This is a genomic window from Cupriavidus sp. FW306-1B-F12B, assembly GCF_058781795.1.
Genome location: NZ_JBYSXC010000009.1, coordinates 39,978 through 63,904 on the forward strand (window position 1 = coordinate 39,978; position 23,927 = coordinate 63,904).

Sequence of the window (23,927 nt, forward strand, 5' to 3'; positions counted from 1 at the left end):
AGTCGATCGGCAAAATTCTAGCAGACGGGGTCGCATGAACCATTGCGCTGTCCTGACCGCTGCGGGCGCACAAGGCACCAAAGCCTGCGTCCCAACGCGCTTCCAACGCCTTTCATCCTCCTCCGAACCGCTTCCCGCCCGCGCCGCGCGTCTCGCGCGGCGAGTCATTCCCACGCTGCTGCTGGCCTTGCTGCCGTGGTCGATGCCGGCAGGGGCGCAGGGCGTGGTGGCCTCGCCGATGCCCGGCACGCAGACCGCCCCGGCCGGCGCGACCGCGCATGGCACGACCGAATACCGCCTGTCCAACGGGCTGCGGCTGATCGTCAAGGAAGACCACCGCGCGCCCACGGTGGCGCACCAGATCTGGTACCGCGTGGGCGGCATCGACGAGGTCAGCGGCACCACCGGCGTGGCGCACATGCTCGAGCACATGATGTTCAAGGGCACGCCCAAGGTCGGCGTGGGCGAGTTCTCCAAGCAGGTGGCCGCGCTGGGCGGGCGTGAGAACGCCATGACCAACCGCGACTTCACCATGTACTACCAGCAGATCGGCAAGCAGTACCTGCCGAGGATGATGGAGCTGGAGGCCGACCGCATGGCCAACCTCGTCATCACCAAGGACGAGTTCGAACGCGAGATGAAGGTGGTGATGGAAGAACGCCGCCTGCGCACCGACGACTCCGCGCGCGGCACCGTCTACGAGCAATTGCTGGCCACGGTCTACACCGCCGCCGCGTACCGCCACCCGGTGATCGGCTGGATGGACGACCTGGTCAATATGCGCGTGGACGACGTCAAGGAGTGGTACCGCCACTGGTACGTGCCCAACAACGCCATGGTGATTGTCACCGGCGACGTCAAGGCCGAGGAAGTGCGCGCCCTGGCCGAGCGCTATTACGGCAAGCTCAAGCCGCGCACGCTGCCGCTGCGCAAGGACCAGGAAGAGCCGGCGCAAAAGGGCATCAAGCGCATCTGGGTCAAGGCGCCGGCCGAGAACCAGTACATGGTGATGGCCTACAAGGTGCCGCGCCTGCGCGATATCGAGAAGGACGTCGACCCCTACGCGCTGGAGGTGCTGGCCGCCGTGCTCAACGGCTACGACAACGCACGACTGACGCGCGAACTGGTGCGCGAGCAGCGCCTGGCCGACGACGTCAACGTCGGCTATGACAGCATCAACCGCGGCGAGTCGCTGTTCGTGCTCGACGGCACGCCCGCCACGGGCCACAACACCGACGAGATCGAGCGCGCGCTGCGCGCCGAGGTCCAGCGTATCGCCAAGGAGGGCGTGTCGCCGGAGGAGCTCAAGCGCGTCAAGGCGCAGGTGGTGGCCGGCCAGATCTACAAGCGTGATTCGGTGTTCGGGCAGGGCATGGAAATCGGCGTGTCCGAGATCTCGGATATCTCCTGGCGCCAGATCGACCGCATGCTCGACAAGATCAAGGCCGTCACGCCGGCGCAGGTGCAGGCCGTCGCCGGGAAGTATTTCAACGACGACAACCTGACCGTGGCCACGCTGGTGCCGCAGCCGATCGATCCGAACAAGCCCAAGCCCCAGGCCCCGTCGGGCCTGCGCCACTGAGGAAAGGCGATGACTCAGTACGTCACCATCCCGCAGCGTGCGCTGCGCAAACTGGCCGGCGCCGCATTGGGCGCCATGGTCCTGCTGGCTGCGCAACTGGCGCAGGCCGCGATCCCGATCGAGCACTGGACCGCGTCAACCGGCGCCAGGGTGTTCTTCGTGCACAGCCCGTCGATCCCGATGCTCGACGTCAATATCGACTTCGACGCCGGCAGCCGCTATGACCCGCCGGGCAAGGCCGGGTTGGCCACGCTGACCGCCGCGCTGCTGGACAAGGGCGCCGCGGCGCTGGAGGGCCAGCCGGCGCGCGATGAAGCGAAGATCGCCGATGGCTTTGCCGATACCGGTGCCGCCTTTGGCGGCGCCGCCGGCGGCGACCGCGGCGGCATCGGGCTGCGCACGCTGACCGCCCAGCCGGAGCTGGACCAGTCGGTCGCGCTGGCCGCGCAACTGATCAAGGCGCCGACCTACCCGGACGCCGTGGTCGGGCGCGAGAAGCAGCGCCTGATCACCGCCATCCGCGAAGCCGACGCCAAGCCCGGCGTGATCGCCGACAAGGCGCTGGCCAAGGCCATGTACCCCGACCATCCCTACGGCGTGGCCGCGACCCCGGACAGCGTGGCGTCGATCACGCGCGACGACATCGTCAGGTTCTGGCGTGACAACTACGGCGCGCAGCGCGCGGTGGTGACGCTGATCGGCGCGGTCGACCGCAAGCAGGCCGAAGCCATTGCCGAGCAGCTCACGCGCGGGCTGCCGCCCGGCAGCGCGGCGCCGGCCATGCCGCAGGTGCGCCTGAACATCGCCCCGAGCGAGCAGCGCATGCCGCATCCGGCACAGCAGTCCAGCGTGGCCATCGGCCAGCCGGCGATTGCCCGCGGCGACCCTGATTATTTCGCGCTGCTGGTGGGCAACTACGTGCTGGGCGGCGGCGGCTTCAGCTCGCGCCTGACTGACGAGGTGCGCGAGAAGCGCGGCCTGACCTACGGCGTGGACAGCTACTTCGCGCCGTCCAAGCAGCCGGGTCCGTTCGGCATCAGCCTGCAGACCAAGAAGGCGCAGACCGACGAAGCGCTGGCGCTGGTGCGCCAGGTGCTGGCGCGCTTTGTCGCCGAGGGCCCGACCGAGAAAGAGCTGCGCGCGGCCAAGGACAACCTCATCAACGGTTTCCCGCTGCGCATCGACAACAACCGCAAGCTGCTGACCAACGTCGCCAATATCGGCTGGTACGGGCTGCCGCTGGATTACCTGGACACCTGGACCGCCCAGATTGGCAAGGTCACGCGCGAGCAGGTCAGGGCCGCTTTCCAGCGCCATGTGCGCCCGGACAATATGGCGACGGTGATCGTCGGCGGCCCGGTCGCGGCGCCTGCGACCGCCGCCAGGCAGTGATGCCGGCACCGCTTGGGCCCGTCATGCGCGCCGGGGCTCCGGTGCGTGCGGCGAACCGGCCCGCAGGCTCTACAATCACGGGATGAATTCGCGTTCCCGATTGCCGTCGCCCGCCACCGGCGGGCGACCCGCCTCTCCTGCCGCTGCCAGCGGCGGGCGTTCCCCCGTTTCCGCGGCGCCACGCCAGGCACCGCGCCAGGAGCCGTCCCAGGTCCGCATCATCGGCGGCCGCTGGAAGCGCACCTTGCTGCCCGTTCCCGATGCCCAGGGCCTGCGCCCCACGCCCGACCGCGTGCGCGAGACGCTCTTCAACTGGCTCGGCCAGGACCTGTCCGGGCTGGAATGCCTGGACCTGTTCGCCGGCTCCGGCGCGCTCGGCTTCGAGGCCGCCTCGCGCGGCGCCGCCGCGGTCACGCTGGTCGAGTCCAATGCGCGTGTGGCCAAGCAGCTGCGCGACAACCAGTACCGGCTCGATGCGGCCCAGGTGCGCGTGATGCAGGGCGATGCCTTTGCCATTGCCGCGCAACTGCCCGATGCCAGCTTCGACGTGGTCTTCCTGGATCCGCCCTTCGCCGAGGACTGGATCGGGCCGGCGCTGGAGCACGCGGCGCGGCTGTCGCGGCCCGGCGGCGCGGTCTATGTCGAGACCGACCATGCGCTGACCGGTGCCGACGCGCCGGTGCCGGCGTCGCTTGAAATCGTGCGCCACGCGCGCGCCGGCGCGGTGCATTTCCACCTGCTGCAGCATCGCGTGCCGGGCAACGGCGCTGCCTGATGCACCAGTCCGGAGCGATGGTCCGGGTAGGCCTGTTCCGCAATGAGGAAGGTCCCCTTCCTCAATGGGAAACGGTTTCATAGCTGCGCTGCGGCAAAACGGTGTGCCGGGCGGCTTCCAAGTGGCGCATTTGGGGTTACACTACGCCGCTGTTACAACGCTCGCGACGCAGCACCCACGCCGGTCCGGCCGGCGCAAGAGGCGGCCCAAGGCCGGCAGCGGGCAGATCAAGGAGGAAGTATGGTCATCGCGGTCTATCCCGGCACGTTCGATCCAATGACCCGGGGACACGAGGATCTGGTCCGCCGTGCGTCGAACATCTTCGACGAACTGGTGGTCGGCGTGGCGCACAGCCCCAACAAGCGCCCGTTCTTTTCGCTCGAAGAGCGCATCGGCATTGCCCGTGAAGTGCTCGGGCATTATCCCAATGTGCGCGTCGAAGGCTTTTCCGGCCTGCTCAAGGACTTTGTGCGCAACAACAATGCGCGCGTGATCGTGCGCGGCCTGCGCGCGGTGTCCGACTTCGAGTACGAATTCCAGATGGCAGGCATGAACCGCTACCTGCTGCCCGACGTGGAAACCATGTTCCTGACGCCGTCGGACCAGTACCAGTTCATCTCCGGCACCTTCGTGCGCGAGATCGCGGTGCTGGGCGGCGATGTCAGCAAGTTCGTGTTCCCGTCGGTGGAACGCTGGCTGCAAGAGAAAATCGGCAAACCGGAATAAAATAGCAGACTCAGATACGTCGAGTCGCGGCCAGTCGGGCGCGGGCGTGTCCGCAGGAAGGAAACACCATGGCGCTGATGATCACTGACGACTGCATCAACTGCGACGTTTGTGAACCCGAGTGCCCGAACGAAGCCATTTCGATGGGGCCCGAGATCTATGAAATCGACCCCAACAAGTGCACCGAGTGTGTCGGGCACTTCGACGAGCCGCAATGCCAGCAGGTCTGCCCGGTCGCCTGTATCCCCAAGGATCCGAACCGCGTCGAAACGCATGAGATCCTGATGCAGCGCTACCGGCTGCTGACGGCCGCCAAGCACGCGGCCTGACCCGCAGCTTCAGCAAGGCAAAAAAAGCCCCCGGCACCGCAAGGTGACGGGGGTTTAACTTTTCCCCAGTTACTGCTGGTACTACCTACTACACTGCGCGGTCACGCCCCCATCGGCTTGCCGTCACTACGGCGCACCACGATGGTGGACGAGCGCGGCGGCTTGGCCGCGTCCGGCCACGCGCCGGTGGGGTGCTGGATGTTAATGAAGCAGGTGGTCAGGTCCGGCGTGTAGGCGATGCCGGTGATCTCGCAGCCGGTCGGGCCGACCAGGAAGCGCCTGGACTGACCCGTCGGCGAGATGTAGTACATGCTGTTGTTGCCGAACGTGCTGGTGTAGGTGGCGCTGGTGCTGGAGTCGGTCTGCACCCACAGCCGGCCCTGCGGGTCGACGCGCAGGCCGTCGGGGCTCGAGAACGTGTCGCCGTTGATGTTGCCCTTCAGGTTGTCGGTGGCCAGCGACGGGTCGCCGGCCTGCAGCAGGATGCTCCACGTGAAGGTGGTCGCCAGCGGCGAATTACCGGCTTCGTTCCACTTGACGATATGGCCGTGCAGGTTGTTCTTGCGCGGGTTGGCGGCGTCGGTCTGCTGGCGGCCGCTGTTGTTGGTCAGCGTGCAGTACAGGGTCTTGTCCGGCGCGGCCGTGATCCACTCGGGGCGGTCCATCAGCGTGCCGCCGGCCACGCGCGCGGCCGACTTGGTGTTGATCAGCACGTCGGCCTGGCTGGCGAAGTCGACGGTGGTCGGCGCCGGCGAGACTGCCGACTGGGTCCAGTTGCCCGGATCCGAAGCGCCCACGGTCAGGCCGTTCTTGCCCTGCGACAGCTCGATCCACTGGCCGCTGCCGTCGGCATTGAACCTGGCCACGTACAGCGTGCCGGTGTCCAGGATGTTGGCGTTGGCGGCGCGGTTGTTAGGGTCGAACGCCTTGCTCGGCACGAACTTGTAGATGCAGCCCGGCGTGCCGTCGTCGCCCATGTAGAACGCGACGTTGTTGTTGGCGTCGGTCAGGAAGGCGACGTTCTCATGGTCGAAGCGGCCCATTGCGGTGCGCTTGGCCGGCGCGCCCAGCGTGCCGTACGGATCGACTTCCACCACCCAGCCGTAGCCGTTGTCGGCCTGGGTCGGGTCGATGTAGTTGTCGGTGCTTTCCTCGCAGGTCAGGTAGGTGCCCCACGGGGTATGGCCACTCGAGCAGTTGTTGAGCATGCCGACCACGGTCGAACCCACTACCGATGCCGCCGGACCGCCCACGCGGTACAGCGTGTTACCGGTGTAGCGCTTGTTGTAGATCGAGTCGCGCTTGACCTGCCACTTGCCGCTGGCGGCCAGTTCCACTTCGATCACCGAGATGCCGACGGCCGACAGCGCGATGCGCTTCTGTTCGGAGCTGGCCGTGCCGGCGTCATAGGTGCCGCCCGCGAACAGGATCTTGTAATCCGGCAGCTCGTGGTTGATGGCGAGCAGGCCGCCCTTCTGCGGATCGACGCCCGGCAGCGCGAAGTAGTGCATGCCGTCGTGGTTGCCGCCGGCCTGGCGCTCGGTTTCGGCCGAGGACTGGAAGGCGCCGGCATAGCCGGTGGCGCCGGCTTCGACCGGGTCGCCGGCGGAGAACAGCACGTCGACGCTGTAGCCGTTGGGCACGACCACGGCATCGGCGGTCGACTTGGCGACCGGCTCGAAGGTGACTTCGTAGCTCGGGCTGACCGGGCCGGGCGCGGGGGCAGGAGCGGGGGCCGGTGCCGGTGCCGGTGCGGGATCGTCATCGCCGCCACAGGCGGCCAGCAGGCCGCTGCCGAACGCCGAGGCCAGCGACAGGCCCAGGCCGCCGCGCAGCACCCGGCGGCGGGCCGGGTTGGCGGCTACGATGTCTTCGAGCATCTGGCCGGGCACGTCAACGTCGGGCTTGGCAGCGCGACTGGCGGCCCGCGCTTCATCGGTCAGGTACGACATGGGCTTTCCTCCTGTGGGTTGTCATGCGCATCGGCCACCATGCGATACCGACGCGATTGGAAACCACGGAATCTATGTGCCGCCCATGGCACTTTGATGACATATTGTCTGCAACAGCAGTCTTGGGCCGCCAAACCACGACGGGCCGCAGATGCGGCCCGTTTTCATACTCTTGTCGCAGGAATATGCGTATTTGTCAGCGCGTGGTATGCAGCTGCGCCATGGCGCGTTCGGCGTCGCCGCGTGCCAGCAGGCCGAGCGGCTCGATGCAGCGGTCGATGGCGGCATCGATGGCTTCCTGCTCCTCGCGCCGCGGTGGCTTGAGCACGAAGTTGACCACGTCCTCGCGGCCCGTGCCGGCGCCGCCGGGCGCGTTGCGCGGATGGCCCACGCCCAGGCGCAGGCGCCAGTAGTCCTGCGTGGACAGGTGGGCCGAGATGTCCTTGAGCCCGTTGTGGCCGCCCGCGCCGCCGCCGCGCTTGAGCTTGGCCGCGCCCGCCGGCAGGTCCATCTCGTCGTGCGCGACCACGATCTCGTCGGGAAGGACCTTGTAGAAGCGCGCGAGCGAGACCACGGCCAGGCCGGAGCGGTTCATGAAGGTCGACGGCTTGAGCAGCCAGATGTCCTGGTCCCACAGCCGCGCACGCGCGGCCAGGCCGTGGAAGCGGCCTTCCACGCGCATCGTGGCGCCGCCCATGCGGGCCAGCTGGTCCACCAGCCAGAAGCCGGCGTTGTGTCGGGTGGCCTCGTACTCCGCACCGGGATTGCCGAGGCCGACGATGAGCTTGATCATGCGTTTGACTGGGTCGTTGGCGCGCAAGGCTGTGCCACAAGCGCCAAGGATACCGAAAAACCGGCAGACGGCTGCCGGGCGAAAAAAAACCGCCGCATGAAGCGGCGGTTTCTTCCTGGCGCGGCCGGCAGGCCGCGACCGCTGCTGCAGCTTAGGCAGCCGGCGTTTCGCCAGCGGCTTCGCCGCCTTCGGCAGCTTCCGACACGGCACCAGCCGGTTGCGAGATGCTGGCGATGGCCGGGTTGTCGTCACCGTGGGTGATCACGGTCACGCCCTTCGGCAGCTTGATGTCCGACAGGTGGACGGTCTGGTTCAGCTCGACGGCGGCCAGGTCCACTTCGATGAACTCGGGCAGGTCGGCCGGCAGGCACGACACTTCCAGGTCGTTCACGATGTGGTTGACGATGCCGTGGCCCAGCTTCACGCCAGGAGCGGTTTCCTGGTTCATGAAGTGCAGCGGCACCTTGACGTGGATCTTGTCGTTGGCCGACACGCGCTGGAAATCGACGTGCAGCACCAGCGGCTTGAACGGGTGCATCTGGAATGCGCGCAGCAGGGCCTGTTCCGACTTGCCAGCGACTTCCAGTTCCAGGATCGACGAGTGGAACGCTTCCTTCTTCAGGGCGTGCCACAGCGCGTTGTGATCCAGTTCGATCATCTTCGGTTCGGCGGCGCCGCCGTAGATGATGCCGGGGGTCTTGCCCGAATTGCGCAGGCGGCGGCTCGCACCCGTTCCCTGTACGCTACGCTCGAAAGCGACAACTTTCATGATGACTCCAAAAGTAAGAAGGCCGTCCGCGACCAGACAGCCTCGTTGCGGCGCAAACAGAAAATGATGCGCCGATCAAGCCACGTTGATCGCCGAAAAACGGCGATCAACGCAGTAAAGCCTTAAATTCTATCAGGAACCCGCAAACAGCGACATGATCGAGTCGCCCTTGACGATGCGGGTGAAGGTCTCGGCCAGCAGCGGGGCGGTCGAGAGCTGGCGGATCTTGGTGCACTTGGCGGCTTCTTCGGACAGCGGGATGGTGTCGCACACCACCACTTCGTCCAGCGCCGAGTCCGCGATGCGGGCGGCCGCGCCACCCGACAGCACCGGGTGCGTGCAGTAGGCGAAAACCTTCAGCGCGCCGCGCTCCTTCAGCACCTGGGCGGCCTTGCACAGCGTGCCGCCGGTGTCGATCATGTCATCCATGATGACGCAGTTGCGGCCGTCGACTTCACCGATGATGTTCATCACCTCGGCCACGTTGGCCTTGGGACGACGCTTGTCGATGATCGCCAGGTCGCAGTTCAGTTCCTTGGCCAGTGCGCGGGCACGGACCACGCCGCCGACGTCCGGCGACACCACCAGCAGGTCGCCGTAGTTCTTCTCGCGCAGGTCGCCCAGCAGTACCGGCGAAGCGTAGATGTTGTCGACGGGAATATCGAAGAAGCCCTGGATCTGGTCAGCGTGCAGGTCCATCGTCAGCACGCGCTCGACACCGGCGACTTCCAGCATGTTGGCCACGACCTTGGCCGAGATCGCGACGCGCGCCGAACGCGGGCGGCGGTCCTGGCGGGCATAGCCGAAGTAGGGCATGGCGGCGGTGATGCTGCGTGCCGAGGCGCGCTTGAGCGCGTCGACCATCACCATCAGCTCCATCAGGTTGTCGTTGGTCGGCGCGCAGGTGGACTGCAGCACGATGACGTGCTTGCCGCGAACGTTTTCCTGGATATCAACTTGAACTTCGCCGTCGGAGAAACGGCCAACCAACGCCTTGCCCAGGGGAATGCCGAGGTGCTGTACGACAGCCTCCGCGAGTTTGGGGTTGGCGTTGCCGGTAAATACCATCAAGCCTTCGCTGCTCATTCGGGGCACCTGTCTTGCTGCTGGGGGAGCTTGGCGTCACCGGCAAAGCCGGTGACTGATACAGAGAGTCCGTAAGGACACTATAGGAATGTAATGGCAGGGGAAGAAGGATTCGAACCTTCGAATGCCGGAATCAAAATCCGGTGCCTTGACCAACTTGGCGACTCCCCTACACAACCGGGCCGTTCTTCGTGGTACCAGACTGCCGTACCGCGCCGAACGAAAACTTGCTACGCGAGCGCTGCGAGCGGATGACGTGCCAGACTGCGCACACACCTGCCGTCCCATTCGGGAGGCAACCTTTCCAAAACCTGCTGCGCTGTTGCTGCGTCGGGAAAACGCGCAAACACGCAGGCTCCGGAACCGGTCATCCTGGCATGCTGATTGTGTTGCTTCAGCCATGCCAGGGCTCGGGCGACTTCGCCGAACTTCGCTGTTGCTATCGGTTCCAGGTCGTTGCGACCGAAATCGAATTTGTTTGTGCGAGCAGCGAAGACCGCAATTATGGAGAGCGGCGTATCCCTTGTCAAGCACTCGTCCGAAAAAATTTCAGCAGTGGGGACATGCTGTTTCGGGTGGATGACCACGAACCAGCTCTCGGGCAACTCGACTGGCGTCAGGTCCTCGCCGATGCCCTGTGCAAAGGCGTTCTGGCCCAACACGAATACTGGCACGTCGGCGCCCAGCGCCAGCCCGATGCGCATCAGTTCGGCACGCGCAAGGCCCAGTCCCCACAGGTGATTCAGCGCCAGCAGCGTGGTGGCGGCATCGGACGAGCCGCCACCGATGCCGCCGCCCATCGGCAGCGCCTTGTCGATGGCTATGTCGGCCCCGAACGTGGTACCGGTGGCCGCCTGTAACGCGCGCGCGGCGCGTACCACCAGGTCGGTCTCGGCCGGCACGCCGGGCACGTCGGTGACGCGTGCGACCACGCCGTCGTCGCGCCGGCGGAAATGCAGCGTGTCGCACCAGTCGACCAGCTGGAACACGGTCTGCAGCGTGTGGTAGCCGTCGGCGCGGCGGCCGGTCACGTGCAGGAACAGGTTGAGCTTGGCCGGCGCGGGGCAGTCGCGCAGTTCGGGCGGGGGCAGGGGCTGGCTGCGATGCATGGCGTGGTTCACGGCGTCCGGGGATCGATCACGAGGCGCACCGACAGCGGATTGCTGCCGGCGTCGCGCGCCAGGTCGATGCGGCGCGGCAGCTGGGCGGCTGCGTCCTGCCAGGCGACGTAGCGTACGGTCCAGCCGTTCTGCGCCAGCGTGGCCAGCCGGCCCTGCTCGTCGCGCGTGGTGCGCGCGGGCGCGCCCTGCGTGGCGCGGCCGTGCAGCCAGTCGCGCATGCCGGCCACCGGCAGCGCAAAGCCGAGCGCCTCCTCCATCAGGGTGTCGACCTCAGGCGCGTTGCGCGGCGGCTGGTTGGGCAGGTCGAGCGTGGCGCCGGACGGCGTGGCGGTGACCACGGCCAGGGTCTGGCCGAGCGGGGACACCAGGTCCAGCCGCACGTTGCGGCCCTGTTCTTCCCAGCGGAAGCTCCCCTGCACGCCTTCGTCGCGCCCGTAGCGCACGTAGTTGGCGGAGAAGCGGCCGGTGTATTGCTGGCTGGCGGCGGCCTGGTCGCCATCAAAGCTGCGCGACGGTGCCACGCTGGCACACGCCTGCAGCAGCAGCGGGGCGCCAAGGCAGAAGAGCGCCAGGCGTCGGGATCGGTTCATAGGCTTGGTCGTGAGAACGGCGGCGCGGCGGCGTCCGCCGGCTGACGGAAATCCGGCGCCGCGGACCCGGGCTGCGGGCCGCGGCGGGCGGGGTTACTTGGACACTTGCACGTTGACCTTGTAGCGGCGCAGCGTGTCGACCAGGGTCTCGTTCTCGGGATCGATGCGGACGGCCTCGGTCCAGGTCTTGCGCGCTTCGTCATGCTCGCCGAGCTGCCACAGCACCTCGCCCAGGTGCGCGCCGATCTCGGCCTCGGGCGCCTTGGAATAGGCGTTGCGCAGCAGGTCGGCCGCCGGGCGCAGGTCGCCCATGCGGAATTTGACCCAGGCCAGGCTGTCCATGATGTACGGATCGTCCGGCCCCAGCTCGGAGGCGCGCTCCAGCAGCTTGAGCGCCTCCGGCAGCCGCTCGTTGCGGTCCGCCAGCGAGTAGCCCAGCGCGTTGTAGCCCTGCTTCTGCTGCGGCTGCAGCGCAATCACCTTGCGCAGGCCCTTCTCCATGCTGTCGTAACGCTTCTGGCGCTCGTCGAGCATGGCCAGTTCGTAGATCCAGTCGGCGTTGTCGGGCTCGGCCGTAATGCGGTCGTTGAGCAGCTTGCGGGCGCGGTCATAGGCTTTGCTTTCCATCAGCGTGGCCACCTCGGCCTGGCGGATGGCGGTCATGCGCTGCGCGCGCTGGCCAGGATCGGAGATGTCCTCGGCGTCGGTGAGCATCTCGCCGAAGAGCGCCTGGGCGTCGTCGAGCTTGCCCATGCGCGCCAGCAGCTGTGCGCGCTTGGCGGTCGCCGCGGGCGCCAGCCGGATGTCCTCGATGCGGTCCAGCCACCGGATGGCGCCGGCGTAGTCCTTGCGCTCCTCGGCGATCTGCGCCAGGTACTGGTAGGCAATGTCGGGGTTGGCGGTGGGCTGCTTCTCGACCAGCTGCAGGTATTCCTTCAGGTACTGCTCGGCCTCGCCGTAGCTCTTGGCCTGCAGGCTGGTCAGGCCCAATGCCAGCGGCACGCGCGGGTCGCCCGGGGCTACCTTGCGCAGGGTCTCGAACTCCTGCCGGGCCGACTGCATGTCGTTGCGCAGCAGGTACAGCCGCGCCAGCGTGATATGGCCGTTGACCGAATCGGGCGACTTGTCGAGGAAGCGCTTCAGGATCGCGACGGCTTCGTCCGGCTGCTTCTCGGCGCGCAGCTCGGCCGCCATCAGCGCGGCCGCTTCATAGCCCGGGCGCAGCCGCAATGCCTGGTCGAGCGCGGCGAGCGCGCCCGGCTCGTCGCCGGCGACTTCCCTGGCGCGCGCCAGGGCCAGCTGCGTTTCCGGCAGCTTGGTGTCATTCTTGGTCAGGTCCTGCAGCAGTGTGGCCGCGCCGGCCGCATCGCTGGTGCGCGACAGCTGCTGCTGCAGCTGCAGGATGGCCTCGCCGCGATGGCTGGCCGGCACCGCCGCCAGCTGTTGCTGCAGCAGGGGCCGGGCATCGTCCCAGCGCCCGTTGAGCACCAGCAGCGTCGACAGCACCTGCGCTGCCGCGGGCGAAGTCGGAGAAATCTCCTTCCACAGGCGCGCGGAGTCCAGTGCCTGCTGCGGGATGCGCGCATTGAAGGCGATCTCGGTGGCGCGCTGCGCGAAGCGCGGGTCGCGGGTCTGCCGGGCCAGTTCCATGTAGGTCCGGTAGGCCGGGCCGACCAGGCCGCGCTGCATGGAAATCTCCGCGGCCAGCACCATATAGACGATGTCGTCGGTCAGCTCCAGCGACGGCAGCGCGCTGCGTGCGGGCTTGGCGGCGGCGGGGCGCTCGCTTTCGGCCGCGGCCAGCTGCAGTGCCGATGGCAATGGCATGGCGCCCGCAGGCGGCGCGGCGTGGCTGGTGCCGGCGGCCAGGGCCAGCAATGCCGAGGCGGCCAGCGCACGCGCATGGCGGCGGGGCGCCTGGAAAAACCGGGCCAGGGCGCCAGCCGTGCGCGCTGTGCGGGAAACGGCGCCTGGAAAGGCGATCGGGAGGCCGCCCGCGGTGGCTTGCAATGTGGAGTCCGGCATCAGGTCCGGCATGAGGTCCGACATGTAGTGATTGCTCCGGCGCGCGCTGGCGAGGGATGGGAGAAAGCGCATTGATAAGGGCATTGTAGCCTGCCGCTACAATGCGCTGCTTGGCGCCGCAGGCCGGTGCCCGCAGGCGCCGCTGGAGTTTTGAGCGGTAACCAACGGAGAGGTTCGATGCCAGAATTGCCCGAGGTCGAGGTGACCCGGCGCGGCTTGCTGCCGCATGTGGTGGGACGGCGCATCGCCGCGGTCACGGTGCGCCACCGCGGCCTGCGCTGGCCGGTCGATCCGGAACTGGAAATGCGGCTGGCCCAGCGCGTGGTGCGCCGGATCGAGCGCCGCGGCAAATACCTGCTGCTGGAATGCGTGAGCGAGGCGGCGGGCGAGCCGGCCGGCTGGCTGCTGGTCCACCTGGGCATGACCGGCACGCTGCGGGTGCTCCCCGAGGCGCCGCCGCCTGGCGCGCACGACCACCTTGACCTGGTGCTGGCGCCGGCGTCCGGCGCCGCGGTGGATACCAAAGCGGGCACCATCGTGCTGCGCTTCCGCGATCCGCGCCGCTTCGGCGCCATCCTGTGGAGCACGCTGCCCGAGGCCGAACTGCCGTCGCACCCGCTGCTGCGCACGCTCGGCATCGAGCCCTTCGATCCTGCCTTCGACGGCGCCTGGCTGCACCGCCACACGCGCGGGCGCAGCGCCGCCATCAAGACCGTGCTGCTGGCCGGCGCCATCGTGGTGGGCGTGGGCAACATCTATGCGTCCGAAAGCCTGTTCCGCGCCGGCATCCGCCCGACCACCCCGGCCGGGCGCCTGAGCCGCGCGCGCTGCGACCGCCTGGCGCAGGCGGTGCGCGAGACCCTGGCGCAGGCGATCGAGCGCGGCGGCAGCACGCTGCGCGACTTTGTCGGCAGCGACGGCGCCAGCGGCTATTTCCAGCTTGATTGCCTGGTCTACGACCGCGCCGGCCAGCCGTGCCGGGTCTGCGCCACGCCGGTGCGCCAGATCGTGCAGGGCCAGCGCTCCACCTTCTACTGCCCGAACTGCCAGCACTGAGCCTTGGCGGCCACCCCGGGCAGGCGCCGTGTGGCGCACAATGCGCGCCGCCGGCGATTGTCGATGGGTCGGCGCAACACTCCTTGTGCAAGCCATTACGGAGGGGCGTGAATTCCACAAAACCGCCGTGGAAACCTGTATCGTGTGCGCAGTCATAAAAAGTTACAAAACGGCCCAACCGCTTGCAGGGTAGGCAGTGGTCAGGCCGGCATTGTGCGAACACGGGCGCAGCGCGCAAGCGGCGTGCCCCGAGGTAAAACCAAGTCAGCCGAACAGCTCCATGACAACGCTCGCCCACCAATTCGAACAATACGGCGCCTGGAGAACCGGGGTCCTCCAGTCACTGGCCGAATTCCAGTCCTGGCTGCAGCAGCACGACCTGTACGACGCCCAGGCCGATGACCGCGTGCAGCGCATCCAGAGCGTGCTGCGCAGCGACCGGCTCAAGGTCGCGTTCATTGCCGAGTTCTCGCGCGGCAAGAGCGAGCTGATCAACGCCATCTTCTTTGCCGACTACGGGCGCCGCATCCTGCCGTCGTCGGCGGGGCGCACCACGATGTGCCCGACCGAGCTGCGCTATGACGAGGCCGAGCCGCCGTGCATCCGGTTGCTGCCGATCGAGACACGCCTGCAGGAGGCCTCTACCGCCGACTTCCTGGAGGCCGGCACCTCGGCTTCGCACTGGCATTCGGTGCCGCTGGACCCGTCTTCGCCCGAGGGCATGCTGGCTGCATTCCAGCACGTGGTGCAGACCGTGCGCGTGCCTCCCGCGCAGGCCGAGGCGCTGGGCCTGTACCACGAGAACGATCCCGATGCCGCCTACGCGGTCGATGCCGAGGGCATGGTCGAGATCTCGCGCTGGCGCCACGCCGTCATCAATTTCCCGCACCCGCTGCTGCGCCAGGGCCTGGTGATCCTGGACACGCCCGGCCTGAACGCGATCGGCACCGAGCCCGAGCTGACGCTGCGGCTGATCCCCGACGCCCATGTGGTGGTGTTCGTGCTGGCCGCCGATGCGGGTGTCACCAAGAGCGACCTGGAGCTGTGGCGCAGCCATGTCGGCGCCGGCCACCGGCGCGGCTGCCTGGCGGTGCTCAACAAGATCGACGGGCTGTGGGATCCGCTGCGCGAGCCGGGCGAGATCGCGCAGGAGATCGCGCGGCAGGTGTCCACCACCGCGCAGGTGCTGGGCATCGAACAGTCGCGCGTCTATCCGGTATCGGCGCAGAAGGGCCTGGTGGCCAAGGTCACGCACGACGACGAGCTGCTGGCGCGCAGCGGCCTGCCCGAGTTCGAGCACGTGCTGTCCGACCAGCTGATCCCGCGCCGGCGCGAGATCGTCTCGGACCAGGCGCACCGGCTGGTGCAGGATATGGCGCGCGCCGCGCAGCAGCTGCTGCAGAGCCGCCGCCGCGATATCGTCGAGCAGCTGTTCGAGCTGCGCGGCCTGCGCGGCAAGAACCACGCGATGGTCAAGCACATGCTGATGCGGGTGCAGGGCGAGAAGGAAGAGTTCGAGCAGAGCATCAGCAAGTTCCAGGCGCTGCGCCTGGTCTTCGGCCGCCACAGTGCCGACATCATCAAGAGCCTGCAACTGCGCGACGTGCGCCTGACCATGCGCAGCGCGCGCGAGCAGATGAAAGAGCGCTTCTTCTCGCGCGGACTGCGCGAAGACATGGACGCGCTGTTTGCGCAGCTGACCAGGCTGGTGACCGATGCCGACAACAAGATCGGCCAGCTGCACCAGCTGATCGAAAGCATGTACCGGCGCTTCAACGCCGAGCACGGCTTCACGCTGCCCGCGCCGATGCAGTTCACTGCCGAGCGCTACGTGGCCGAGCTTGAGGAAACGCTGCGCCTGGTGCATGCGCACTTCGGCACGGTCAGCATGCTGACGCGCTCGCGCCCGCAGCTGGTCCAGAGCGCCTTCAGCACCATGGCCAGCCGCGTGCTGGAGAACTTCCGCGACCTGAACCGCGATATCGAGGTCTGGCTCAAGTCGGTAATGACGCCGCTGGAAGCGCAGGTGCGCGAGCACCAGAAGCAGCTGCGCCGGCGCGTCGATTCGATCGAGCGCATCCACGAGGCCACCGACACGCTGGAAAGCCGCATTGCCGAGCTCGAGGAAGTGCTCAACGGCCTGGACGAGCGCAGCGGACGTATCGAGGGCTACGCGCAGCGGCTGCTGCGGCCGACGGCTGCAGCCGACAGCGCGAGCCTTGCGGTGGCCTGATCCTGAAGCCGGTATATCATGTGGCGCCGCACTTAGCGGCGCCTTTTTCTTTGGTGCGCCGCGCGCCCCCGCGCTTCAGAACGTTTTACCCAGATGCCCCGCAAACCAGCCCCCCGCGCCGTTCCCGCCATCCCCGACGATATCTGCGTGCCGCCCGACTTCGGCGCCAGCGTGGTCGACTGGCAGCGCCAGCATGGCCGGCACGACCTGCCGTGGCAGAACACGCGCGACCCGTACCGCATCTGGCTGTCGGAGATCATGCTGCAGCAGACCCAGGTGAGCGCGGTGATCGACTACTTCCAGCGCTTTGTCTCGCAGCTGCCCACGGTGCAGGCGCTGGCGGCGGCGCCTGCCGACCAGGTCATGGCGCTGTGGGCGGGGCTGGGCTATTACTCGCGCGCACGCAACCTGCACCGCTGCGCCATGCAGGTGGTGAGCGAGCATGGTGGCCGTTTCCCGACCGATCCCGCGGTGCTGGCCACATTGCCCGGCATCGGCCGCTCCACCGCCGCGGCGATCGCCGCGTTCAGCGCCGGCGTGCGTTCTCCTATCCTGGATGGCAACGTCAAGCGCGTGTTCGCGCGCTGCTTCGGCATCCACGGCCATCCGGGCGAGCGCGTGGTGGAAACGCGCATGTGGCAGCTGGCCGAGCTGGCCTTGCCGGCCGCAGGCCCGCGCCAGGCCGAGGACATGATCGCCTATACGCAAGGGCTGATGGACCTGGGCGCCACGGTGTGCTCGCGCGGCAAGCCGGCCTGCCTGGCCGATGCCGGTGCGTGCCCGCTGTCGGCCGACTGCGTGGCGCGCCGCGACGGGCTCACCGGCGTGCTGCCCACGCCCAAGCCGCGCGCGGCCATCCCCGAGCGCAGCACGGTAATGCTGCTGGTGCGGCGCCAGCGCGAAGTGCTGCTGCGCCTGCGCCCGGGCAGCGGCATCTGGGGCGGCTTGTGGAGCCTGCCGGAGATGCCGGTCGACAGCGTGCCCTTCGACGCGGAAGCCGCCGAGGCGGCGGCGCTCGACTATGCCCGCGCCTTCGGCAAGCCCGCGCGCGCCGCGCTGACCGGCGAGCTGACCCACGTGTTCACGCACTTCCGCCTGCTGATCCGTGCCATCCGGGTCGATGTGAGCGCGGACGGCGCAAGCCTGATGGCGCAGGGCGGCGCCGCGGAAGCCGCGCAGCGCTGGATCTCGCTTGACGATCTCGATGCGGTGGGGACGCCCGCGCCGGTACGCAGGCTGCTGGAGGACCAGGCGCGCGGCGGGCTGTTCTGAAGCCTGGCAGGCGCATCTGCGGGATCCGCGCCTAGAGCATGTGGTTCTGGCGCATGTAGCGGTGCACGATCTCGATGCGCATGCCGGCATCGGGCAGCGCCATCAGCATCTGCTTGGCCTTGAGCGGCACCGGCAGCAACTCGCACAGCCGGTTGGCGACCCAGCTCGGGTCGTCCCACAGGTAGGGCTCGTCGAACGGCAGCCGGTCGGGTTGCTCGGCATGCAGCCGCGTGACAATGCGCCGCAGCGCATCCAGGCATTCGCCCAGCAGCTCCAGCTTGCAGTCGATGATGTCGGGGGGAAGCACCTCGGCGCGGGCGACCAGCAGGCCGTCGTCGCGGGTGTCGTGGCTGACGATATGGAAGCGCTCGCGGCCGCGCGCGCGGATCAAAAGCACGCCCAGCTGTTCCATGTTGCAGTCGACGATCTCCGCCAGGCAGCCGACCGGTTCCGGCACGGTGGGCTGGTCCGGCCGGGCCACTTCCTCGCCGCTTTCGATCAGGCAAACGCCAAAGGGCGTGTTGTCGCGCAGGCAGTTGCGCACCATGTCGACATAGCGCGCCTCGAACACGCGCAATGGCAGCCGTCCACCGGGAAACAGCACGGTGTGCAACGGGAACAGCGGCAGGTTGTCGAGCGTCCGCGGCGGATCTTCTGATCCCGTGGGACGGTAGAGGTCGGTCGAGGACATGCAGTGCCAGCTTGGGTATCGCGCAGCAATGGGCCAGCCGGCCAACGCGGCGCGCAGATGCCAGTTGGCAGTCCCGCCTGCGTCAGCCCGCCGGTGCGAGCTCTCGGTGTCTTACCAGCACATTACCATGCGCCCGGAAGTAGTTGGCAAGCCTTTCCGCAATATAGACCGAGCGATGCTGGCCGCCGGTGCAGCCGATCGCGACGGTCAAGTAGCTGCGGTTGTCGGCAATGAAGCTTGGCAGCCACTTTTCCACGTAGGCGCGGATATCCTCGGCCATTGCCAGCACCATCGGCTGGGCCTGCAGGAAGTCGATCACCGGCGTGTCGCGCCCCGTCAGCGGGCGCAAGGCCAGGTCGTAATAGGGGTTGGGCAGCGAGCGCACGTCGAACACCATGTCCGCATCGCTGGGCACGCCGTGCTTGAAGCCGAACGACTCGAACAGCAGCGTCAGCCGCTGGCTGTCGTCGCGGATCAGCTCCTTGATCCAGCTGCGCAGCGTATTGGTGCGCACATTGCTGGTGTCGATGCGGTGCGCGGCCTCGGCCAGCGGGCTCAGCAGCGCGCGCTCCATCTCGATCGCTTCCATCAGCGCGGTGTCGTTGAAGGCGGGTTCACCGCCCGGGCCCGGCACGCCGTCGGTACGGACCGAGAGCGGGTGGCGGCGGCGCGTCTCGGAGTAGCGCTGCACCAGTGCATCGGTGCTGGCGGTCAGGAACACCACCTCGACCTGGTGCTCCGCGGCCAGCGCGCGCACGGTGTCGGGCAACTGGTCGAGCGACTCGCGGCTGCGGATGTCAGTGGCGACGCCCAGGTGCGTATAGCCCTGGCTGTCGAGATAGCGGGTCAGTTCCGGGATGAACTGAGCCGGCAGGTTGTCCACGCAGTAGTAGCCTGCGTCTTCGAGCACGTTCAGTGCGACGGACTTGCCGGAACCGGATATGCCGGTGATGAGGATGATGCGCATAGCACCTGAAGCATAGCATCACGTGATGAAGGCGTCATGACACCACGCGCAAAAGCAAGCATGGCGAACCTCGCGGTTCGCCATGCTTTTGGCGTCAGCTTGCTGAGCTGGTTGCGGCTCAGGCTGCCTTGGACAGGCATTCCTTCATGTAGGCCTTGTATTCGTCACCCTTCTTGCCCTTGCCCGACTTGCTGCAGGAGGCCATTTTCTCCTGCTGGGTCTTGGATGCGCCCTTGGACAGGCATTCCTTCATGAACGCCTTGCGTTCGTCGCCCTTCTTGCCGGCGGCTTGCGTATTGCAGGCCTTCATCTTGTCCTGCTGGGAATTGGCTGCGGGCTTGTCCGGGTTAGCCGGGGTGGCAGGCGTGGCAGGCATGGCCGGTGTTGCCGGGGCGGTGGCCGCTGGCTTGGCTGGCGTGGCGGGGGTTGCCGGCGTGGCAGTGGTCTGCGCAAATGCGCTGGCGGCGATCATCGGGGTGACCAGCGCGCACATCGCGATCAGTTTCTTCATGCTTGCTCTCCTGGGTGTGGAAAACTTCATGGCCGCGCGCCATTGCCGGCGTTGCAGCTTCCGTAACGGGCGCGATGCCCATTACAGCACAAAACGGAGCATGCCTGAAGAACGTTGACGTTCTGCGTCAACGTCGTTGTAAGCAAATGAAAACGCTGGCGCTCAGAGCAGGCGGCCCTGGCCGCGCGAAACCGCATCGGCCTGCATCGCGGCGCGCTGCCGGTCCATGAAGTCGCGCAGCGTATCGATGCCGCGCAGGCGCAGGATGGTGTTGCGCACCGCGGCCTCGACCAGCACGGCCAGGTTGCGCCCGGCCGCCACCTGGATCTTGACCATGTGGATCGGCAGGCCCAGCACGTCGAGGTATTGCGAATCGAGCGGCAGCCGCTCGAACTCGCCGTCATTGCGACGCACCAGCTGCACCACCAGCTTGATCTTCATCTTCCGGCGCACCGCGGTCTCACCGAAGATGGTCTTGATGTCGAGCAGGCCCAGGCCGCGTACTTCAAGCAGGTTCTGCAGCAGCGGCGGGCAGCGGCCTTCGATGAAATCCGGCCCCAGGCGCACGAAGTCTACGGCATCGTCGGCTACCAGCCCGTGGCCGCGCGAGATCAGTTCCAGGCCCAGTTCGCTCTTGCCCAGGCCCGATTCGCCCATGATCAGCACGCCCATGCCCAGGATGTCGAGGAATACCCCGTGCATGGTCACGCGCGGCGCGGAGATACGCGACAGGTACAGGCGCAGGTGGTCGATCACCGCGGCCGACGACACCGGCGTGGTGAACAGCGGCGTGGACGAGCGCGTGCAGCGCAGTTCCAGGTCGGGCGGCGGCTCCATGCCGTCGGCGATCACCAGGAAGGGCGGCTCCAGCAGGATCAGCTCGCCCATCTGGCGCTTGCGGGTCTCGTCGTCGAGCCGCTGGTAATAAGTGATCTCGGGCTTGCCGAGCACCTGGATGCGGTTGGGGTGGATCAGGTTCAGGTGGCCCACCAGGTCGGCGGCGGAGGTGGCTTCGCGGGCGAACTCCACGTCGAAGGCGCGGTCCGCACCTTCCAGGCCGGCCACCCACGAGAGTTTGATGTCGGCTGCGTTGTCGTCGAAGATGGACTGGGAGGTGACGCCGGTGAGTTCCATGCGGTATGACTGGTGGGGCGGTTTGCGAAGCGCCTCGGCGCCTGCCCGGTCTGGTGCCGGCCCGCTTGGGGGGTCAGGGGATCAGGGATGCCATGCGATCAGCAACTGATGGACGGCATCGGGCGTGGGCAGCGTGGCCAGCCCTTCACGCATGTCGCGGTCGGAAAGCAGTTGCGCGATTTCGGACAGGATTTCCAGGTGCTGCTGCGTAGCCTGTTCGGGCACCAGCAGGAAGATCAGCAGCGATACCGGCTTGCCATCGGGAGATTCGAACGGAATTGGTTCGGCCAGGCGCATGAACGCGGCCAGCGGCTGCTTCAGGCCCTTGATGCGGCCGTGCGGGATTGCCACGCCGGCGCCCAGGCCGGTGGATCCAAGCGACTCGCGCGCGAACAGGTTGTCCGTCACGATGGCGCGCGCCACACCATGGTTGTTTTCGAAGAGGAGCCCGGCCTGCTCGAACACACGCTTCTTGCTGGTGACGCTGACGTCGAGGGTGATGTTGCCGGGTGGCAGCAATTTGGCCAAACGATTCATGGGCGATGCGCAGGATTTCAGTTAGCGGGCGGACCGCCCCGCCGGGCAGTGGGCTGGCTCCGGCCTGCCGTTGGCCTGGCCGGAGGCGTCCGGCCCATTATAGAGCAGCGACTACTCCCGCATTGTGCAGCGCAACGGGGCAAGCCGGTGCAGAACGATACATGGTGATGCAATCGTGCCTCCGCGGCGGGGAGCCGGTGCACCGGTGCGGGGCACGGCCAGGATTCCCTCTCTTTGTATGGCGCAGCATACACCTTGGCGCAGCGCTTGCGAACACCCTTGCTCATTCGGGTGAAAAGCATTGGCTCCGGCGCCACAGCCGGGCCGCGCCGCCAGTGCGGGCGCGGCATGCCGGCGGCAACCGGGAACGCGAGGGCGCAAAAAAGCCGCGCTTCATGGCGCGGCTTGCCTGTTCAATCCTGATTCAGCAGCCCGCTGCGGGGCTGCCGGGCACGGTCATTGCTGCATTTGCGCTGCGGCCATCTGGTACTTGACCGCTTCGCGGTCGTGGCCTTGCACGCGATCCTTGTAGCGGATCACCTGACGGTCCAGCTTGTCGACGAGTGCGTCGATCGCTGCATACAGGTCTTCGTGATGCGCTTCGACAAAGATGTCCTTGCCCTTGAGATGTAGATTGATTTCCGCGTACTGACGCCGGTCCTTTTCCTTATGGTTGTCGACAGAGAGCAGCACACTAACGCCAATGACTTGATCGAAATGCCTGACGATTCGCTCCAGCTTCGTTTCCACGTACTCACGCAGAGGGGGCGTGATGTCCAGGTGGTGTCCACTGATCTTGAAGTTCATAGCGCTTCTCCTTCTGAAAGAGCCTCACCAGGCAGGCGGTGGGCTCGGCTACAAAGACTTGCGGAGATTGACTGCGGGGATCTTCAGGGCTTCGCGATACTTGGCAACGGTGCGGCGTGCGACAACGAAGCCTTGTTCGCCCAGCAGTTCGGCAATGCGACTGTCGGAAAGGGGATTCCTCGGGTCTTCGGCTCCTATCAGTTGCTTGATCAAGGCGCGGATGGCCGTTGATGAAGCCGCGCCACCGGTTTCGGTGGACACGTGGCTGCCGAAGAAGTACTTCAGTTCGAAAGTACCCATCGGCGTTGCCATATATTTATTGGTCGTCACCCGGGAGATGGTTGACTCGTGTAAACCCAGTGTATCGGCAATCTCCCGCAAAACCAAGGGGCGCATGGCGATTTCGCCGTGGCTGAAAAAGTTCTTTTGACGCTCGACAATGGCCTGCGAGACACGCAGGATTGTGTCGAACCTCTGCTGGATGTTCTTGATCAGCCAGCGCGCCTCCTGCAGCTTCTGCTGCAGCCCGGCGGTGCCGGACTCACCCTTCGCGCCACGCAGGATTTGTGCATACATGTCATTGATGCGCAGCCTCGGCATCACATCCGGATTGAGCTGCGCGATCCAGCCGCCGCCACCCTTGCGCACGAACACGTCCGGCACCACGAAGTCCGCCTCCGGGCGGCTGTATGCATGGCCGGGGTAGGGCGCCAGCGAGCGGATCAGTTCGTGTGCGGACTTCAGCGCCGCTTCATCGACCTGCAGCGCCTTCTTCAGCCGCGTGTAGTCGCGTACTGCGAGCAACTCCAGGTGGTTGGTCACGATGTTCAGGGCCAGTTCGCGCTGCGGGTGCGTCAGGCGCCGCAACTGCAGGGCCAGGCACTCGGCGGCGTTGCGCGCGCCCACGCCGGGCGGGTCGAAGCTCTGCAGCAGCGTGAGGATGGCGTGGACTTCCTCGATCTCGAACTCGAGTTCTTCCGGCAACTCCGTGCAGATTTCCTCAAGCGATGCGCTCAGGTAGCCATCATCGTCGAGTGATTCGATCAGGAAGATGGCCAGGCCCTTGTCGCGCGCGGAGATCTTCAGCGGCGTGAGCTGTTCCATCAGGTACTCGCGCAGCGTGGGCTCGGCTTCACGCAGCTGCATCGGCGTTTTTTCATCCTCGTCGCCCTGGGGGCGGCGGGCAAAGTCGTCCAGGCTCCAGTCGCCGCTGCCATAGTCGTCGCCGTTGCCGCTGTCGCCATAGCTGTCGTCGTCAGCCGCGCCATCGGCGCGGGCCTCGCCATTGCCCTGCGGCTCTGCCGGCGCGGGCGCCGGTGCGCTCTGCAGGTTGACCGAGCCGTCGGCCGCAACGCGCAGCGGGCTTTCGATCCAGTCGTTCTCACGTTCGAGCAGAGGGTTTTCCGTCAGCGCCTGTTCGACCTCTTGCTGCAGTTCCAGCGTGGAAAGCTGCAGCAGCCGGATCGACTGCTGCAGTTGCGGGGTCAGGGCCAGATGCTGGGAAAGGCGGAGCTGTAGCGACGGTTTCATGCGACCTATTCTATGCGCATCTTTCCGTTGTTGGAACGGAAATTGCTAT

General features: G+C 67.0%; 22 protein-coding genes and 1 tRNA gene. 8 read left to right on the plus strand and 15 right to left on the minus strand.

The genetic code is table 11. The features are described from left to right. The first annotated feature begins 34 nt into the window (after positions 1-34). The 5 genes from AC3WLE_RS16540 (at position 35) to AC3WLE_RS16560 (ending at position 4,804) form a co-directional block, all read left to right on the plus strand. Positions 35-1,582, plus strand: coding sequence for a M16 family metallopeptidase (locus AC3WLE_RS16540; RefSeq protein WP_492357533.1), 1,548 nt, complete (start codon positions 35-37; stop codon positions 1,580-1,582). A 9-nt stretch (positions 1,583-1,591) separates the two neighbouring features. Continuing rightward, positions 1,592-2,974, plus strand: a complete 1,383-nt coding sequence (locus tag AC3WLE_RS16545; RefSeq protein ID WP_492318951.1) for a M16 family metallopeptidase — start codon at positions 1,592-1,594, stop codon at positions 2,972-2,974. Positions 2,975-3,056: 82 nt separating this feature from the next. After that, on the plus strand, positions 3,057-3,749 hold the full coding sequence (gene rsmD, locus AC3WLE_RS16550; protein WP_084187366.1) for a 16S rRNA (guanine(966)-N(2))-methyltransferase RsmD: 693 nt from the start codon (positions 3,057-3,059) through the stop codon (positions 3,747-3,749). Between the two features lie 240 nt (positions 3,750-3,989). After that, complete coding sequence (coaD, locus tag AC3WLE_RS16555; RefSeq protein WP_010814369.1) at positions 3,990-4,475, plus strand: pantetheine-phosphate adenylyltransferase; 486 nt, start codon at positions 3,990-3,992, stop codon at positions 4,473-4,475. A 68-nt stretch (positions 4,476-4,543) separates the two neighbouring features. Beyond that, a complete protein-coding gene (locus AC3WLE_RS16560; RefSeq protein ID WP_035822613.1) occupies positions 4,544-4,804 on the plus strand; it encodes a YfhL family 4Fe-4S dicluster ferredoxin in 261 nt (86 codons plus the stop codon). Positions 4,805-4,905: 101 nt separating this feature from the next. Here AC3WLE_RS16560 and AC3WLE_RS16565 read toward each other — a convergent pair whose 3' ends face one another. The 8 genes from AC3WLE_RS16565 to AC3WLE_RS16600 all read right to left on the minus strand — a co-directional run bounded on the left by AC3WLE_RS16565 (position 4,906) and on the right by AC3WLE_RS16600 (position 13,164). Next, entirely contained in the window at positions 4,906-6,756 is a 1,851-nt protein-coding gene (locus AC3WLE_RS16565) for a PhoX family protein (protein WP_492318952.1), read from the minus strand. Between the two features lie 196 nt (positions 6,757-6,952). Beyond that, a complete protein-coding gene (gene pth, locus AC3WLE_RS16570; RefSeq protein ID WP_492318953.1) occupies positions 6,953-7,549 on the minus strand; it encodes an aminoacyl-tRNA hydrolase in 597 nt (198 codons plus the stop codon). Between the two features lie 151 nt (positions 7,550-7,700). Continuing rightward, positions 7,701-8,318: a 50S ribosomal protein L25/general stress protein Ctc gene (locus AC3WLE_RS16575; protein WP_316152755.1), complete on the minus strand. Its 618-nt coding sequence runs from the start codon at positions 8,316-8,318 to the stop codon at positions 7,701-7,703. A gap of 132 nt (positions 8,319-8,450) precedes the next feature. Then, positions 8,451-9,404 (minus strand): ribose-phosphate pyrophosphokinase, encoded by a 954-nt coding sequence (locus AC3WLE_RS16580; RefSeq protein ID WP_010814374.1) that lies wholly within the window; start codon positions 9,402-9,404, stop codon positions 8,451-8,453. A gap of 94 nt (positions 9,405-9,498) precedes the next feature. After that, positions 9,499-9,575 (minus strand) — tRNA-Gln (locus AC3WLE_RS16585). 59 nt (positions 9,576-9,634) lie between these two features. Beyond that, positions 9,635-10,513 (minus strand): 4-(cytidine 5'-diphospho)-2-C-methyl-D-erythritol kinase, encoded by an 879-nt coding sequence (gene ispE / locus AC3WLE_RS16590; protein WP_492318955.1) that lies wholly within the window; start codon positions 10,511-10,513, stop codon positions 9,635-9,637. Between the two features lie 8 nt (positions 10,514-10,521). Further along, on the minus strand, positions 10,522-11,115 hold the full coding sequence (gene lolB / locus AC3WLE_RS16595; RefSeq protein WP_492318956.1) for a lipoprotein insertase outer membrane protein LolB: 594 nt from the start codon (positions 11,113-11,115) through the stop codon (positions 10,522-10,524). A 93-nt stretch (positions 11,116-11,208) separates the two neighbouring features. Continuing rightward, positions 11,209-13,164, minus strand: coding sequence for a tetratricopeptide repeat protein (locus tag AC3WLE_RS16600; protein WP_492318957.1), 1,956 nt, complete (start codon positions 13,162-13,164; stop codon positions 11,209-11,211). Positions 13,165-13,317: 153 nt separating this feature from the next. Here AC3WLE_RS16600 and mutM point away from each other — a divergent pair, with 153 nt between their 5' ends. The 3 genes from mutM to mutY all read left to right on the plus strand — a co-directional run bounded on the left by mutM (position 13,318) and on the right by mutY (position 17,701). Next, positions 13,318-14,196 (plus strand): bifunctional DNA-formamidopyrimidine glycosylase/DNA-(apurinic or apyrimidinic site) lyase, encoded by an 879-nt coding sequence (gene mutM / locus AC3WLE_RS16605; RefSeq protein WP_492318958.1) that lies wholly within the window; start codon positions 13,318-13,320, stop codon positions 14,194-14,196. Between the two features lie 280 nt (positions 14,197-14,476). Further along, the gene (locus AC3WLE_RS16610) at positions 14,477-16,429 is read left to right on the plus strand and encodes a dynamin family protein (RefSeq protein ID WP_011614482.1); all 1,953 of its coding nucleotides are present in this window, start codon (positions 14,477-14,479) and stop codon (positions 16,427-16,429) included. A 93-nt stretch (positions 16,430-16,522) separates the two neighbouring features. Next, the gene (gene mutY, locus AC3WLE_RS16615; protein WP_492318959.1) at positions 16,523-17,701 is read left to right on the plus strand and encodes an A/G-specific adenine glycosylase; all 1,179 of its coding nucleotides are present in this window, start codon (positions 16,523-16,525) and stop codon (positions 17,699-17,701) included. 31 nt (positions 17,702-17,732) lie between these two features. Here the strand turns inward: mutY and AC3WLE_RS16620 are convergent, their stop codons facing one another. From AC3WLE_RS16620 to AC3WLE_RS16650, 7 genes are all read right to left on the minus strand, one after another. Continuing rightward, the gene (locus AC3WLE_RS16620; RefSeq protein ID WP_492318960.1) at positions 17,733-18,392 is read right to left on the minus strand and encodes an LON peptidase substrate-binding domain-containing protein; all 660 of its coding nucleotides are present in this window, start codon (positions 18,390-18,392) and stop codon (positions 17,733-17,735) included. 82 nt (positions 18,393-18,474) lie between these two features. After that, the gene (gene rapZ, locus AC3WLE_RS16625; protein ID WP_010814382.1) at positions 18,475-19,359 is read right to left on the minus strand and encodes an RNase adapter RapZ; all 885 of its coding nucleotides are present in this window, start codon (positions 19,357-19,359) and stop codon (positions 18,475-18,477) included. A gap of 118 nt (positions 19,360-19,477) precedes the next feature. Beyond that, positions 19,478-19,870 (minus strand): PsiF family protein, encoded by a 393-nt coding sequence (locus AC3WLE_RS16630; protein ID WP_492318961.1) that lies wholly within the window; start codon positions 19,868-19,870, stop codon positions 19,478-19,480. A 162-nt stretch (positions 19,871-20,032) separates the two neighbouring features. Then, positions 20,033-21,004: an HPr(Ser) kinase/phosphatase gene (gene hprK, locus AC3WLE_RS16635; RefSeq protein WP_010814384.1), complete on the minus strand. Its 972-nt coding sequence runs from the start codon at positions 21,002-21,004 to the stop codon at positions 20,033-20,035. An 81-nt stretch (positions 21,005-21,085) separates the two neighbouring features. Continuing rightward, positions 21,086-21,541, minus strand: a complete 456-nt coding sequence (ptsN, locus tag AC3WLE_RS16640; protein ID WP_010814385.1) for a PTS IIA-like nitrogen regulatory protein PtsN — start codon at positions 21,539-21,541, stop codon at positions 21,086-21,088. A gap of 456 nt (positions 21,542-21,997) precedes the next feature. Beyond that, positions 21,998-22,348: a ribosome hibernation-promoting factor, HPF/YfiA family gene (gene hpf / locus AC3WLE_RS16645; RefSeq protein WP_010814386.1), complete on the minus strand. Its 351-nt coding sequence runs from the start codon at positions 22,346-22,348 to the stop codon at positions 21,998-22,000. Positions 22,349-22,396: 48 nt separating this feature from the next. Further along, on the minus strand, positions 22,397-23,878 hold the full coding sequence (locus AC3WLE_RS16650) for an RNA polymerase factor sigma-54 (protein ID WP_439671233.1): 1,482 nt from the start codon (positions 23,876-23,878) through the stop codon (positions 22,397-22,399). Positions 23,879-23,927: the final 49 nt, after the last annotated feature.

Bases quoted from the DNA above. Each gene is read 5' to 3' on its own strand.
- AC3WLE_RS16630 (WP_492318961.1), bottom strand. From the start codon at position 19,870: ATGAAGAAACTGATCGCGATGTGCGCGCTGGTCACCCCGATGATCGCC.
- hprK (WP_010814384.1), bottom strand. From the start codon at position 21,004: ATGGAACTCACCGGCGTCACCTCCCAGTCCATCTTCGACGACAACGCA.
- AC3WLE_RS16600 (WP_492318957.1), bottom strand. From the start codon at position 13,164: ATGTCGGACCTCATGCCGGACCTGATGCCGGACTCCACATTGCAAGCC.
- AC3WLE_RS16565 (WP_492318952.1), bottom strand. From the start codon at position 6,756: ATGTCGTACCTGACCGATGAAGCGCGGGCCGCCAGTCGCGCTGCCAAG.
- coaD (WP_010814369.1), top strand. From the start codon at position 3,990: ATGGTCATCGCGGTCTATCCCGGCACGTTCGATCCAATGACCCGGGGA.
- AC3WLE_RS16540 (WP_492357533.1), top strand. From the start codon at position 35: ATGAACCATTGCGCTGTCCTGACCGCTGCGGGCGCACAAGGCACCAAA.
- hpf (WP_010814386.1), bottom strand. From the start codon at position 22,348: ATGAACTTCAAGATCAGTGGACACCACCTGGACATCACGCCCCCTCTG.
- AC3WLE_RS16560 (WP_035822613.1), top strand. From the start codon at position 4,544: ATGGCGCTGATGATCACTGACGACTGCATCAACTGCGACGTTTGTGAA.
- mutM (WP_492318958.1), top strand. From the start codon at position 13,318: ATGCCAGAATTGCCCGAGGTCGAGGTGACCCGGCGCGGCTTGCTGCCG.
- AC3WLE_RS16545 (WP_492318951.1), top strand. From the start codon at position 1,592: ATGACTCAGTACGTCACCATCCCGCAGCGTGCGCTGCGCAAACTGGCC.
- ispE (WP_492318955.1), bottom strand. From the start codon at position 10,513: ATGCATCGCAGCCAGCCCCTGCCCCCGCCCGAACTGCGCGACTGCCCC.
- rapZ (WP_010814382.1), bottom strand. From the start codon at position 19,359: ATGCGCATCATCCTCATCACCGGCATATCCGGTTCCGGCAAGTCCGTC.
- AC3WLE_RS16620 (WP_492318960.1), bottom strand. From the start codon at position 18,392: ATGTCCTCGACCGACCTCTACCGTCCCACGGGATCAGAAGATCCGCCG.
- rsmD (WP_084187366.1), top strand. From the start codon at position 3,057: ATGAATTCGCGTTCCCGATTGCCGTCGCCCGCCACCGGCGGGCGACCC.
- AC3WLE_RS16610 (WP_011614482.1), top strand. From the start codon at position 14,477: ATGACAACGCTCGCCCACCAATTCGAACAATACGGCGCCTGGAGAACC.
- mutY (WP_492318959.1), top strand. From the start codon at position 16,523: ATGCCCCGCAAACCAGCCCCCCGCGCCGTTCCCGCCATCCCCGACGAT.
- lolB (WP_492318956.1), bottom strand. From the start codon at position 11,115: ATGAACCGATCCCGACGCCTGGCGCTCTTCTGCCTTGGCGCCCCGCTG.
- pth (WP_492318953.1), bottom strand. From the start codon at position 7,549: ATGATCAAGCTCATCGTCGGCCTCGGCAATCCCGGTGCGGAGTACGAG.
- AC3WLE_RS16650 (WP_439671233.1), bottom strand. From the start codon at position 23,878: ATGAAACCGTCGCTACAGCTCCGCCTTTCCCAGCATCTGGCCCTGACC.
- AC3WLE_RS16580 (WP_010814374.1), bottom strand. From the start codon at position 9,404: ATGAGCAGCGAAGGCTTGATGGTATTTACCGGCAACGCCAACCCCAAA.
- AC3WLE_RS16575 (WP_316152755.1), bottom strand. From the start codon at position 8,318: ATGAAAGTTGTCGCTTTCGAGCGTAGCGTACAGGGAACGGGTGCGAGC.
- ptsN (WP_010814385.1), bottom strand. From the start codon at position 21,541: ATGAATCGTTTGGCCAAATTGCTGCCACCCGGCAACATCACCCTCGAC.